Raw genomic sequence first — 12,465 nt, 5'->3', positions numbered from 1 at the left:
GCCACCGGATAGCGTCGATGTCATGGACAGTTGGCATCATCACCCCCGTGCAGCCTTCGACCTTGAGACCACCGGCCGGGACCCGTTGGAGGCCCGGATCGTGACCGCATCAGTCCTCCTTGTCGACGCCGATGGCACTGTCCTCGAGCAGCACGAGTGGATTGCCGACCCGGGAATCGACATCCCCGCCGAGGCCGCAGCAATCCACGGTGTCAGTACTGAACAGGCCCGCCGTGAGGGACAGCCCGTGGACCGAGTGGTGCGCGAGCTGGCCGCCGTCCTCGGCCGGCTGTTCGCAGCGGGGATTCCTGTCCTCGCGTTCAACGCGCGCTACGACTTCACCGTGCTGGCCAGCGAAGGTGCACGGCACTCGGTGCCGGTGCCTCACCCGTTCCCCGTCCTTGATCCGTACATTATGGACAAACAGGCAGACCGCTTTCGGCGCGGCAAACGGACCCTGACTGCCATGTGCGAGCACTACGACGTCGTGTTCAACAACGCCCACACCTCAGCCGCCGATGTGCTGGCCACCCTGCAGGTTGCTGCAGTTCTCGCCGAACGGTTTCCGCACCTGCAGCATCCGGCGGGGGTGCTGCACGCATCGCAGGTGGTGTGGGCGGCACGGCAAGCGGAAAGTTTCCAGGAATACCTGCGCCGTGAGGACCCGGCGGCAGTCGTGGAAGGGCGCTGGCCCGCCATCGCGTCCTGATAAGCCCTCCAGGCGGGGCAGGTCGCAGATTCTTCGATTTACTGGCCGAGAACGTCCCCGTGACACCCACGGCGTGATGCTCAGCACTAAAGTTCAGTCACTTCTTTCATGCGTGTGAAGATGGCTTGGGCGTAGGCCAGTGCGCCCGAGCCGTGATGCGTTGAACCATCCGGCCGGCTCCAGCAACCGTGAGGGACCATGATCACCGTTTCCGACCTGCGCAAAACCTATCGACAGGGCGCCCGCACCATCACTGCACTGGATGGCGTGAGCCTGACGGTCCCCCGCGGGTCGATCCATGGCATCATCGGCCACTCCGGAGCGGGAAAGTCCACGCTTGTCCGCTGCCTGACGCTGCTCGATCGCCCCAGTTCGGGATCAGTCACCATCGATGGTCGGGAGCTCACGGCTGTCAAGGATTCGGAGATTCGGACGGCACGCCGACGGATCGGCATGGTGTTCCAGCACGCCAACCTGATGGATTCCCGGACGGCCGCGCAGAATGTCGCCCACCCGCTGGAGCTGGTGAAGACAGCCAAGGCGGACATCACGACGACTGTGGCACGGCTCCTCGACCTGGTGGGCCTGGCCGGGTTCGCTGATGCGTATCCCTCCCAGCTCTCGGGCGGCCAGAAGCAGCGGGTCGGTATTGCCCGCGCCCTGGCCTCGGATCCCGATGTGCTGCTCTGTGATGAACCGACGTCGGCACTGGATCCCACCACCACCGACGACATTCTGGACCTGATCCACAATCTCACCGACACGCTGGGGCTGACCGTGCTGATCATCACCCACGAGATGAACGTGGTGAAGCGGATCTGCGATTCGGTGTCACTACTGGAGGACGGCAGGGTGGTCGAACACGGCCGGCTGGAGGACGTCGCCGCCAGGTTGGACGGCAAGCTGTCCCAGGCGTTGCTGCCGCTGCCCGCCCACATCCCCGGGCCACTGCCGGCCCTCGAGCTGCTGCTCGCGGGGGACGTCGCCTCCGGCCCGGTCCTCTCCGATCTGGGACGCCGCTTCGATCTGAGCATCAACGTCCTCGCCGGCAGCGTCGAGCACCTTGCGGATAGCCGGTTTGGACGGCTGCGCATCGAGGTCGGGGAACTGGCACCGGTTGATGACATGCTGCAGTACCTGCAGTCCCGCGGCGTAGCGGCGAAGGTGGCGTGATGGATTTCCTGGACCAGCTGTTCACCAACCCCGGCATCACCCGCGCGTTACCCGAAGAGTTTGCCGCGACCCTGCAGATGGTTGGCATCTCGGGCCTCTTCACCCTGCTGATCGGTTTGCCGCTGGGAGTGTTCCTCTCCACCAGCGCCCCGGACGGGCTGCGCCCGATGCCGGTGACCAACAAGGTGATCAGCGGCGTCGTCGTCAACATCACCCGATCCATCCCGTTCGCCATCCTGATGGTGTCCCTGATTCCCCTGGCCCGGCTCCTGACCGGCACCTCGATCGGGCCGGTTGCCGCCTCGGTATCCCTGAGCATCGGTGCGATCCCGTTCTTCGCCCGACTGGTGGAAACCTCCCTCCGCGACGTCAGCTCGGGCAAGGTTGATGCCGCCCTGGTGATGGGTTCCACCCGGTTACAGGTGGTCACCAAGGTGCTGCTCCGTGAAGCACTCCCCGGCCTGATCGCTGCCTTCACGACGACGCTGGTCACCCTGGTGGGCTACTCCGCCATGGCTGGCATCATCGGGGGCGGCGGGCTGGGCCGGCTCGCCTACAACTACGGTCTCCAGCGGTTCGACACGACGGTCATGGTGGTGGTCATCATCATCATCGTGCTCATCGTGCAGGCGATCCAGCTCGCTGGCGACTGGGCCGCCCGCCGGGTGGACCACCGGTCGGCTGCTACCGCCGGGCGGGGCCGTGGGCTCCGCCGCCGCACCACTCCCCAGGTGGTTGGCAGCTAGCCGCCCCCGCACGGCGGCCACCAGCCGGATCACATTTTTGCACCCTCCCGAAAGGAAACCTGTTCTGTTGCGCAAGCTACTTACCCTCGCCGCGACCGGTGTCGCTGCTTCCCTGGCCCTGAGCGCCTGCGGCGGTTCCACCGCCCCCGCCGTCGTCTCCTCACTGGATCCGGCAAACCCGGAGACCATCACTGTCGGAGCGAGCCCCCAGCCGCACGCGAGGATCCTCGAGTTCATCGATGAGAACCTTGCCGAACAGGCCGGGCTCGACCTGGAAATTACCGAGTTCGATGACTACACCACCCCCAACATTGCCCTCAGCGACGGTGACCTGGACGCCAACTACTTCCAGCACCTTCCGTACTTCGAGAGCCAGGTCGAAGGCCAGGGCTACGAGTTCACCCACGGCGAGGGCGTCCACATTGAACCCTATGCAGCCTTCTCCGAGCAGCACCAGGACGTCTCCGACATCCCTGAGGGCGGCCGCATCGCGATCACCAATGACCCCTCCAACCAGGCCCGCGCGCTGACCCTGCTGCAGGATTCCGGGCTTCTTGAGGACATTGCCGACGACGCATCAGTGCTAGCCCTGTCCCCGGAGCAGAACCCGATGGGACTTGAATTCATCGAGAACCAGCCAGAGCTGCTCCTCAACGACCTGCAGGATCCGAGCGTTGACCTGGCCATCATCAACGGCAACTACATCCTCGACGCGGGCCTCAGCACCACTGATGCCCTGGTCGTGGAGACCCTGGACGGCAACCCGTACGCGAATTTCCTGGCCTGGAACACCGCCTCCGACGGCGACGCCCGGATCGACAAGCTCGAGGAGCTGCTGCACTCCCCCGAGGTGGCCGCCTACATTGAGGACCAGTGGCCCAGCGGAGATGTAGCCCCCGCCTCCTAGCGCAGCCGCGTCGCACGCTGCACCACGAAAGAACCCCGCACCGGAACGGACATCGTTTCGGTGCGGGGTTCTTGTGCGTCGGGCCTCAGGTGGACGGCGTGGTGGTGGTGGTGGTGGCGGTGGCGGCGGCCGCAGCAGCTGCCGGCAGGGCGTCGTAGATCCGGTTCATGGCCGTGTCGTCGTGGGCAGAGGACAGGAACCACGCCTCAAAGACCGACGGCGGCAGGTACACCCCGGAATCCAGCATGGAGTGGAAGAACGGCGCGTAGCGGTAGGACTCCTGTGCCAGCGCGTCAGCGTAATTGCTGACCCCTGTCAACGACGTCCCAAACGCCACGCTGAACAGGTTCCCTGCCCGCTGGATCGAATGGTCGACGCCGGCGCGGTCCAGTTCGGTGGACAACGCACCTGACAGTGCCAGTGAGGTGGCGTCGATGTGCCGGTAGACGTCTGCCGTTGCGTGGGTCAGCTGCGCCACTCCCGCGGCCATCGCCAACGGGTTACCGGACAAAGTCCCTGCCTGGTAGACGGGGCCCAACGGAGCGAGATGGTTCATGACATCCTCGCGTCCGCCGAGAGCCGCAGCGGGCAGTCCGCCGCCGATCACCTTCCCAAACGTCAGCAGGTCCGGCGTCCAGGCCTCCTCGGCGCCTGCCGCTCCGCCGGTGAGGCCCCAGTACCCCCCGGGGCCCACCCGGAAGCCGGTGAGGACCTCGTCGACAATGAGCAGCGCTCCGTGGGCGGCGGTAATCCTGGCCAGTCCGGCGTTGAACCCGGGGCCGGGCGCAACCACCCCCATGTTGGCAGGTGCCGCCTCGGTGATGACCGCGGCAATGGCATCGCCGTGATCGGAGAACGCCGCTTCCACGGCGGCGAGGTCGTTGTAGGGCAGAACCAGTGTTTCAGCGGCTGTTGCAGCGGTGACCCCGGCGGAGCCTGGGAGGGCCAGCGTGGCCACCCCCGAGCCTGCGGCGGCCAGCAGGGAATCAAGGTGCCCGTGGTAGCACCCGGCGAACTTCACGATCAGGTTGCGGCCAGTGAAACCCCGGGCCAGCCGGACGGCGGTCATGGTCGCTTCGGTCCCGGTGGATACCATCCGGAGCCGTTCAACGGCGGGCACCCTGTCCTGGACCAGCTGGGCCAGATCGGCTTCGGCGGGGGTCGACGCCCCGAAGGACAGCCCCTTGTCGGCCGCGCTGTGCACAGCATCGAGCACCGCCGGGTGGCCGTGGCCCAGCAGGGCCGGCCCCCAGGAGCAGACCAGGTCAACATACTCCCGGCCGTCGGCGTCCGTGACATGGGGGCCATTGGCCGATACGAGGAAGCGGGGGGTGCCGCCCACCGAGCCAAACGCCCGGACCGGTGAGTTCACACCGCCCGGCATCAGCGTCTGTGCGCGGGCGAAAAGGTCTTCTGAAACGGTCATCGGTGTTACTCCTTCAGCCAGCCGGCAAGTTCGGCGGCCCAATAGGTCAGGATGATGTTCGCCCCGGCTCGTTTGATGCCGAGAACTGATTCTTCGATGGCCCGACGCCGGTCGATCCAACCGTTGGCTGCGGCGGCTTCGATCATGGCGTACTCCCCCGAGATCTGGTACGCACCAACCGGTACGGGTGACAGCGCTGCGACGTCGGCAAGGATGTCGAGGTAGCTCATGGCCGGTTTGACCATCACCATGTCGGCGCCTTCCTCCAGGTCCAGTTCCACCTCGAGGAGGGCTTCCCTGCGGTTCGCCGCATCCATTTGGTAGGTGCGGCGGTCGCCGGTCAGCTGGGAGTCAACGGCCTCGCGGAACGGGCCGTAGAACGCCGAAGCGTACTTCGCTGCGTAGGCGAGGACCGCTGTCTCCTGGTGTCCTGCCTCCTCCAGCGCCTGCCGGATCACCGCCACCTGGCCGTCCATCATGCCCGAGGGGCCGAGGACATGGGCTCCAGCGTTGGCCTGGGCCACCGCCATCTCGGCGTACACCGTCAGTGTCGCGTCATTGTCGACGGTGCCGTCGGCCGCCAGCACACCGCAGTGCCCGTGGTCGGTGAACTCGTCAAGACACACATCGCTCATGATCACCAGGTCGTCGCCCACCTCGGCCCTGACATCGGCGATCGCCCGGTTCAGGACACCGTCCGGGTCCAGTCCTGCGCTACCTGTGGCATCGCGGTGCGCAGGAATGCCGAACAGCATGATCCCGCCAACGCCCAACTCCACCGCCTCAGCGGCGGCGCGTTTCAGCGACCCGGTGGTGTGCTGCACCACGCCGGGCATCGAGGAAATCGGGTGCGGGCTGGTGAGGCCTTCCCTGATGAACGCTGGCAGGACCAGTTCGGCAGGACTGAGCCGGTGCTCGGCGGTCAGGCGTCGCAGTGCGGGAGTGGTCCGCAGCCGGCGGGGCCGGTGGTGGGGGAAACTCATGGATGCTCCTTTTCTCTTGCGTTTAGCCTGTCACGATCGTGGGTGGTCCCGCACCGCCGCGGCGATGGCGTCGGCGATACCCACCGGGGTGGGCTCGACCGCGACCGTCCCGCCGCGGATCCCGTACTTCGCCGCCTCATCTGCGGTGGCGGCCCCGATCATGACCGCAGCCAATCCTCCGGGCAGGGTTCCCTGCCAGGGTGCGGGTGAGCCGTCCGACAGCTGGCGCACTGTGCTCGGCGAGGTGAAAACCACCGCGTCGACGGCGCCGGCGCCGGCTGCCGCCCAGAAGCCCTCCCGATCCAGTTCGGTGCCGGTCGTGGCCCCGGCGTGGCCGGACCCCAGGGGGCCTACCCCCGACCGATCGGGTGCACTCCCGGCGGTGATCCGCCGGGCCGGATCCGCCGGGTGGGTGACGGTCTGGTACGCGGTGACCCGCAGCACATCCCAGCCCTGCCCGACCAGCGTTCGTTCGAGGGTACCGGCCGCCAGATCTGTCTGCGGTAGCAGGATCCGACCGTCTGGGGTGAGCCTGGCGAACGCAGCGGCCAACCCGGCCGCCGACCGTCCCTCGCCCGCCCTTTCGGGCACCAGATCGACGCGAATACCTTCGGCGGCCAGGGCGCCGGCCGTGGCGTCGCCGACCGCAGCGATCCGGGTGCCGGGGTGAAGAGCTCCTGCGAGGGCTCCGCCGCGTGCCTCCGAGCGCTGTTTCAGTGCGCTGACGGTGGTCGAGCTCGTCACCAGGAGCCAGGCGAATCCGCCGTCGCTCAGTAGGTCCAGGGCCGTGTCAAGGGGCCCGCCGTCCTCGGGGGTGACGAAATCGATCAGGGGCAGCAGCAGGACGTCAGCTCCCCGGGACCGCAGCTCCCTGACCATTGGTCCCGATCGGTCAACGCTGCGGAGCAGCACCACCCGGACACCTGCCAACGGCAGCGGGCGTGGGATCGGGTCTGGGGTCATCCGACGGCGAGCGGCGCAATGGCCGCAGCCCCGGCGTCGAGCAGATCCTCTGCCAGTCCCACGCCCAGGGCATCGGCGCCGTCGGCTGTCAGGTCCCGGCCGGAGCGCGCCAGCCGGAGCAGTTTCGTTCCGTCGAGGCTACAGACCACTGCCTGCAGCCCGAGGACCCCGTCGATGACTGTAGCGAGGGCGCCGATCGGGGCGCTGCAACCTGCTTCGAGCCGGCGGAGCACCGCCCGTTCAGCGGTGACCGCCAGCCGGGTGTCGGCGTCGTCGTAGTCCTGCAGGGCGGCGGCGAAGGGTGAGCCGGCGGTGTCGCCTGTCCTGCACTCGACGGCAAGCGCCCCCTGTCCGGGGGCGGGCAGCATGACGGCCGGGTCGATGAATTCGGTGATGACGTGTTCCCGGCCCAGCCGGATCAGGCCGGCCGCGGCGAGCACCACGGCGTCAAGGTCGCCCGGACCAGTATCCGTCAGGCCGGCGACCCGACCCAGCCGGGTGTCCACATTGCCCCTGATGTCGATGACCTCGAGGCCCGGCCTTGCGGCCCGGAGCTGGGCGGCACGGCGGGGGGATCCTGTACCGACGGTGGCACCGTCAGGCAGGGTGGCCAGGGTCAGACCGTCCCGGGCGCACAGTGCATCCCGCGTGTCGGCCCGCGCCGGGATGGCAGCCACCGTCAGTCCCTCGGAACGAGTGGTGGGAAGGTCCTTCAGTGAGTGGACGGCGAGGTCGCACCGGTCCTCGAGCAGGGCATCGCGGAGCGCCGCCACAAAAACGCCCGTCCCGCCGATCTGGGTCAGCGACCCCTTGTGGACGTCTCCCTCGGTGCGGATCCGGACCAGCTCGTGGGCGGCTCCACTGAGCTCACTGACCCGCTCGGCGACGGTGGTGGTCTGGGTCAGCGCCAGCACGCTGGCCCGGGTGCCTACCCGCAGCGGTGGGGTCACGACGCCGGGACCGTCCCCGGCAGACCGACGGTCGAGTCGGCTGCGGCCACAGTGGGTTTGGGGCCGCGGCGGTTGGCACAGCAGTTGGGCCGGCACACATCGAACCAGGGTCCCAACTGGGTCGCTGAGGGACGGTCGGCAATATTGTTGTCCACCGTGCGTTCGCAGACCAGGTCGATCAAACCGGAGACGAACTTTTCGTGCGTGCCCGGGGTGGGCACCCGCTCGGCAAGAATACCCAGCTCGGCGCAGGTCTCGAGGGCCTCAGTGTCTAGATCCCACTTCACTTCCATGTGGTCACTGACGAACCCCAGGGGAACGATGACGACGCCCTTGGTTCCGGCGCCCGCCAGGTCCTTGATGGCATCGTTGATGTCCGGCTCCAACCACGGCACATGCGGGGCGCCGGACCGTGACTGGTAGACCAGGGACCAGTCGACGCCCGCCGATTCCGGCACCCGGTCCAGGACGGCCTGCGCCGTGGCGAGGTGCTGCGCCACGTAGGCGCCCTCGGCGTAGGCGGGGCCGCCGTCGACCGCGCCGTCGACGCGGGGGCCCGCTGCCTCGGCGTCGCCCGTGGGAATCGAGTGGGTGGCGAACAGGATGTGGATGGGGGCATCGGCGTCGCCGCTGTCGTTCAGCTTCTGGCGCAGGGCGGACAACCCGTCGGTCACTCCCTCGACGAAGGGCTCAACGAAACCGGGGTGGTCGAAGTACTGCCTGACCTTGTCCACTTCGAGTTTTCCGTCGAGGCCGGTCTCGACAAGGGCCATGCCCAGGTCTTCCCGGTACTGGCGGCAGCTCGAGTAGCAGGAGTAGGCGCTGGTGGTGACGGTCAGGACGCGGCGGTGCCCGGCGTCGTACGCCTCCTGCAGGGTGTCGGCAATGAAAGGCGCCCAGTTACGGTTGCCCCAGTACACCGGCAGGTCGATGCCGCGGCTGGCCAGTTCAGCTTCCATGGCCGCCTTGAGCGCGCGGTTCTGAGCGTTGATGGGGCTGATCCCGCCGTTGGCGCGGTAGTGATGGGAGACCTCCTCAAGCCGCTCATCGGGGATTCCCCGGCCACGGGTGACGTTCCGCAGGAACGGAAGGACGTCTTCCTGGCCTTCGGGTCCGCCGAAGGACGCGAGCACGATGGCGTCGTAGTTCTTGGGCGCCATCCGCCCGTTGTCGTCCACACCGTCGAGCGGGTGAAATGCCTGAGCTGTCATCGGAGCACCTCTGCAATCTCGGCGGTATCAATCCGCCGTCCGGTGTAAAAGGGAATTTCGTCACGGACATGCCGCCGGGCCTCGGTCTCCCGCAGGTGGCGCATCAGGTCGACCAGGTCGACCAGCTCTGGAGCCTCCAGCGCGAGGATCCATTCCCAGTCGCCAAGGGCGAACGAGGAGACGGTGTTGGAGAGGACCTGCGGGTAGTCGCGGCCCTTCATGCCGTGGTCGTAGAGCATCTCACGGCGCTCTTCCGACGGGAGGATGTACCAGTCGTAGGAGCGCACGAACGGGTAGACGCAGACCCATTCAGCCGGCGCCACGCCGCGGGAAAAGGCGGGGCTGTGGCTCTTCGAGAACTCGGCGTCGCGGTGGACGCCCATGGCCGACCAGACGATCTCGGCGTTGGCGAACTCGGCCGTCCGCCGGATTTTCCTGACCGAGGCCTGCAGGACCTCCGGCCGGGAGCCGTGGAGCCAGACCATCACATCGGCGTCTTCGCGCATCGCTGATACGTCGTAGAAGCCGCGCAGCGTTGCGCCGTCAGTATCGAGGGAGGCCAGGACGGAGTCGAGGGATCCGGTGGCCGAGGCCTGGGCGGCAGCGCTCCGTTTGAACACTGTCCAGAGGGTGAAGAACTGCTCAGCCGCGGCGTCGCCTGCGGTGGCTGTTGAAGGATTCTGCGTGTGCTCCGTGCGGGTTTGCTCACTCATGGTACTAGTCTGCCCCTCAGGAAGGAGCAAACCGAAATTTGAGCTTCTACTGCGCGTAGAAAGTTGCGAAGATCACAAACCTGTCGGGTCGCTGGGCCGCGGAACGAGCCGGTCGGCGAGTGCCGCGGCACGCACCCGGGCGTCGTCGATCACGGCTACCAGCCCGGTTCCCGCCAGCCAGGCACCGGTGATCTCCAGGTTGCGTTCGGCCGCTGCTGCGGCCCGCACCCGTGCCACCAGGTCGCGGTGTCCCACCGAGGCATGAGGGAGGGACCCGTTCCAGCGGACCACTGTCCAACCCACCACATCGGCGTCGTCGATGGTGGTCTCCAGCAGCGTCGAGGCGTCGGCGAGCGCCGCGCTGTAGAGTCCGGCGTCGTCGGCCACCTCGTCGCCCAACTGTCCGGCGCGGCCGTAGGACAGCCGCAGTACGTGGCTGCCCGGTCCGGCCTGATCCGCCAGCCAGGCCCACTTCGCTGTGGCGTGGGTGAGCGCTTTGGCGCTGACCCCTTCAGCTCCGGCCGCGACCAGGACCCCGGTCCCCCGGGGGTGGGCGTCAAGTTCCGGGACGTCGACGACGAGCGTCACCAAGGCCACTCCCGGCACTGCCTGCGGGCGGTCGGCGACCAGACGTGGCAGGGCAGGGCCAAGGAGGTCAACCGCGCCGGGCCCGTCGACTGCCATGACCAGTGCATCGGCGGTGAGGGACCCGTTCGCTGTGGTGACGGTCCAGCCGGTTCCCGCCCTGGCGACGGAGAGCACCTCGCTGCCCTGCCTGAGGTCCGCTCCGCCGGCGCGCAGTTCGGCGGTCAGGACGCGGGTGAGTTGGGCCATGCCCCCGCTCAATCCTCCGACGGCGGAGCCGGCTGGGGCCGACGCCCGCATGGCACCCACCGCGGCGCCAAGGGATCCGTGCTTTTTCATCATGGTGCGAAGACCCGGCGCCACCGAGTCGACGTCGAGGTCGTCGGGGTCTGCTGAGAACACTCCGCCGACCACCGGCGCGACCAGGCGGGTCAGCACGTCGATGCCCATCCGGGCGCGCACCACCTCACCGAGGCTGATTCCCTCGTCCTTGTACAGGCTGCCCAGCGGGAGGACCTTGTCCAGTGATGCCCTCAGCGCCCCTGCCCTGCCAATCGCGCGCACAATGTCGGGGTCCAGGACGTCGGCGGGGATCCCGAGGATGCCGCTGCGGGGCAGCGGCATGGCACTGTGCTGGGGGTCCTTGCCGGGGAAACGGATCCAGGCGCCCACCGGGTTGGGGGTGACGAGCAGCTCACCGAGACCGAGTTCACGGGCGAGGGCCGGAACCGTATCGGAGCGGGTCGAATACGACTCTGCACCGCTGTCCAACCGGAGCCCTGCCACCTCATGGTCGGCCACGCAGCCGCCGAACGCCGTCGACCTCTCAAGGATGGTCACGGCCAGGCCGCGTTTGACCAGTTCGCGGGCTGTCATCAGCCCGGCCATGCCACCGCCGATCACGACCACCGAGGGAGCCGGCGTCGTCTTCCTGGGCGTTGGGCTGCTGCTGCGGTGCGGCATGGTTACGGTTCCACCGAGTGGATGAGGTCAACGATGCGGGTCAGCACTGCGGGGTCAGTTTCCGGCGGCACGCCGTGCCCCAGGTTGACGACGTGTCCGGGGGCGCCCGCACCAGCCTTGAGGACCTCAAGCACGTGGGCCTCGAGCACCTCCCACGGTGCGGAAAGCAGTGCCGGGTCGATGTTGCCCTGCAGCGGTACGGTGCCGCCCAGGCGGCGGTTGGCTTCGTCGAGGGGAAGCCGGTAGTCGACTCCCACCACGTCGACGCCGACGTCGTGCATCGCCACCAGCAACTCCGAGGTCCCGGTACCGAAGTGGATCAGCGGGGCTCCGAGGCCGCGTACGAAATCGAGGGCGCGGCCGGACGCCGGGGCGACATGGGCAACGTAGTCGGCCAGGCCGAGGGACCCGGCCCAGGAATCGAACAGCTGGGCGGCGCTGGCGCCGGCCTCCAGTTGGGCCCTGAGGAACTTGCCCGACGCGTCGGCGGCCCAGCGGGTCAGAGCCCCCCAGGTTTCGGGATCCGAATGCATCATGGTGCGCGGCCCGAGGTGGTCACGGGAGGGCTTGCCTTCCACCATGTAGGCGGCAAGGGTGAACGGTGCACCGGCGAAGCCGATGAGCGGGGTGCTCCCCAATTCCGCCACCGTCAGGGCTACTGCCTGCCGGATCGGTTCGAGAGCTTCGTCGGTGAGCTCGGGCAGGGCGGCGACGTCGGCGGCGGTCCGGATCGGAGAGCCCAATACGGGCCCGGTCCCGGGAACAATATCGACGTCGACCCCGGCGAGCTTGAGCGGGATGACGATGTCGGAAAAGAAGATGGCGGCGTCGACGTCGTGCCTGCGGACCGGCTGGAGGGTGATTTCGGAGGCCATCGCAGGGTCAAGGCAGGAATCCAGCATGGCCGTGCCCTGCCGCAGCTGCCGGTATTCGGGAAGGGATCGGCCGGCCTGGCGCATGAACCACACCGGGCGACGGCTGGGCCGCTCACCGCGGTAGGCCGAGATCAGCGGCGAGGAGGATGTCCGGCCGTCTACTAGGGGGTGTGTTGCACTCAAAGTCATATCTCGATTGTGCCCAAGTTCGGCCGGTTTGGGTTAACCAGCCCGGTGGCGGGCGCCACCCCGCCACCGGCT

12 protein-coding genes are annotated in these 12,465 nt (G+C 67.9%); 4 read left to right on the top strand and 8 right to left on the bottom strand.

Translation table 11 applies throughout. The annotated features are described in order from the left end of the window. Positions 1 to 22 precede the first annotated feature (22 nt). From IWX62_RS05365 to IWX62_RS05350, 4 genes are all read left to right on the top strand, one after another. Positions 23 to 709: a 3'-5' exonuclease gene (locus IWX62_RS05365; protein ID WP_196840438.1), complete on the top strand. Its 687-nt coding sequence runs from the start codon at positions 23 to 25 to the stop codon at positions 707 to 709. 198 nt (positions 710 to 907) lie between these two features. Next, positions 908 to 1,882 carry a methionine ABC transporter ATP-binding protein gene (locus IWX62_RS05360; protein ID WP_196840339.1) on the top strand — a complete coding sequence of 325 codons (975 nt, stop codon included), beginning with the start codon at positions 908 to 910 and terminating at the stop codon, positions 1,880 to 1,882. Further along, on the top strand, positions 1,882 to 2,628 hold the full coding sequence (locus tag IWX62_RS05355; RefSeq protein ID WP_196840338.1) for a methionine ABC transporter permease: 747 nt from the start codon (positions 1,882 to 1,884) through the stop codon (positions 2,626 to 2,628). Before IWX62_RS05360 ends, IWX62_RS05355 begins: the two co-directional genes overlap by 1 nt. A 67-nt stretch (positions 2,629 to 2,695) precedes the next feature. Next, positions 2,696 to 3,535, top strand: a complete 840-nt coding sequence (locus tag IWX62_RS05350) for a MetQ/NlpA family ABC transporter substrate-binding protein (RefSeq protein ID WP_196840337.1) — start codon at positions 2,696 to 2,698, stop codon at positions 3,533 to 3,535. A gap of 85 nt (positions 3,536 to 3,620) precedes the next feature. Here IWX62_RS05350 and hemL read toward each other — a convergent pair whose 3' ends face one another. From hemL to hemE, 8 genes are all read right to left on the bottom strand, one after another. Continuing rightward, on the bottom strand, positions 3,621 to 4,961 hold the full coding sequence (hemL, locus tag IWX62_RS05345) for a glutamate-1-semialdehyde 2,1-aminomutase (RefSeq protein WP_196840336.1): 1,341 nt from the start codon (positions 4,959 to 4,961) through the stop codon (positions 3,621 to 3,623). 5 nt (positions 4,962 to 4,966) lie between these two features. After that, positions 4,967 to 5,944, bottom strand: a complete 978-nt coding sequence (gene hemB, locus IWX62_RS05340) for a porphobilinogen synthase (RefSeq protein WP_196840335.1) — start codon at positions 5,942 to 5,944, stop codon at positions 4,967 to 4,969. Positions 5,945 to 5,974: 30 nt separating this feature from the next. Continuing rightward, complete coding sequence (locus IWX62_RS05335) at positions 5,975 to 6,907, bottom strand: uroporphyrinogen-III synthase (RefSeq protein ID WP_196840334.1); 933 nt, start codon at positions 6,905 to 6,907, stop codon at positions 5,975 to 5,977. Beyond that, positions 6,904 to 7,857 (bottom strand): hydroxymethylbilane synthase, encoded by a 954-nt coding sequence (gene hemC, locus IWX62_RS05330; RefSeq protein WP_196840333.1) that lies wholly within the window; start codon positions 7,855 to 7,857, stop codon positions 6,904 to 6,906. Before hemC ends, IWX62_RS05335 begins: the two co-directional genes overlap by 4 nt. After that, a complete protein-coding gene (locus tag IWX62_RS05325; RefSeq protein WP_196840332.1) occupies positions 7,854 to 9,068 on the bottom strand; it encodes a ferrochelatase in 1,215 nt (404 codons plus the stop codon). Before IWX62_RS05325 ends, hemC begins: the two co-directional genes overlap by 4 nt. Continuing rightward, positions 9,065 to 9,781 (bottom strand): hydrogen peroxide-dependent heme synthase, encoded by a 717-nt coding sequence (gene hemQ / locus IWX62_RS05320; RefSeq protein WP_196840331.1) that lies wholly within the window; start codon positions 9,779 to 9,781, stop codon positions 9,065 to 9,067. The genes IWX62_RS05325 and hemQ overlap by 4 nt, the downstream gene beginning before the upstream one ends. A gap of 72 nt (positions 9,782 to 9,853) precedes the next feature. After that, on the bottom strand, positions 9,854 to 11,329 hold the full coding sequence (gene hemG, locus IWX62_RS05315) for a protoporphyrinogen oxidase (RefSeq protein WP_196840330.1): 1,476 nt from the start codon (positions 11,327 to 11,329) through the stop codon (positions 9,854 to 9,856). A 2-nt stretch (positions 11,330 to 11,331) separates the two neighbouring features. Then, complete coding sequence (gene hemE / locus IWX62_RS05310) at positions 11,332 to 12,393, bottom strand: uroporphyrinogen decarboxylase (RefSeq protein WP_196840329.1); 1,062 nt, start codon at positions 12,391 to 12,393, stop codon at positions 11,332 to 11,334. Between the last annotated feature and the right edge of the window lie 72 nt (positions 12,394 to 12,465).

The sequence above is a fragment of the Arthrobacter sp. CAN_A1 genome (assembly GCF_015751665.1).
Taxonomy (GTDB): Bacteria; Actinomycetota; Actinomycetes; order Actinomycetales; family Micrococcaceae; genus Arthrobacter_D.
The sequence above is the reverse complement of the archived record's forward strand: the minus strand, read 5'-3'. Positions and strand labels throughout refer to the sequence as shown.

Bases quoted from the DNA above. Each gene is read 5' to 3' on its own strand.
- IWX62_RS05365 (WP_196840438.1), top strand. From the start codon at position 23: ATGGACAGTTGGCATCATCACCCCCGTGCAGCCTTCGACCTTGAGACC.
- IWX62_RS05360 (WP_196840339.1), top strand. From the start codon at position 908: ATGATCACCGTTTCCGACCTGCGCAAAACCTATCGACAGGGCGCCCGC.
- IWX62_RS05355 (WP_196840338.1), top strand. From the start codon at position 1,882: ATGGATTTCCTGGACCAGCTGTTCACCAACCCCGGCATCACCCGCGCG.
- hemL (WP_196840336.1), bottom strand. From the start codon at position 4,961: ATGACCGTTTCAGAAGACCTTTTCGCCCGCGCACAGACGCTGATGCCG.
- hemB (WP_196840335.1), bottom strand. From the start codon at position 5,944: ATGAGTTTCCCCCACCACCGGCCCCGCCGGCTGCGGACCACTCCCGCA.
- IWX62_RS05335 (WP_196840334.1), bottom strand. From the start codon at position 6,907: ATGACCCCAGACCCGATCCCACGCCCGCTGCCGTTGGCAGGTGTCCGG.
- IWX62_RS05325 (WP_196840332.1), bottom strand. From the start codon at position 9,068: ATGACAGCTCAGGCATTTCACCCGCTCGACGGTGTGGACGACAACGGG.
- hemQ (WP_196840331.1), bottom strand. From the start codon at position 9,781: ATGAGTGAGCAAACCCGCACGGAGCACACGCAGAATCCTTCAACAGCC.
- hemG (WP_196840330.1), bottom strand. From the start codon at position 11,329: ATGCCGCACCGCAGCAGCAGCCCAACGCCCAGGAAGACGACGCCGGCT.
- hemE (WP_196840329.1), bottom strand. From the start codon at position 12,393: ATGACTTTGAGTGCAACACACCCCCTAGTAGACGGCCGGACATCCTCC.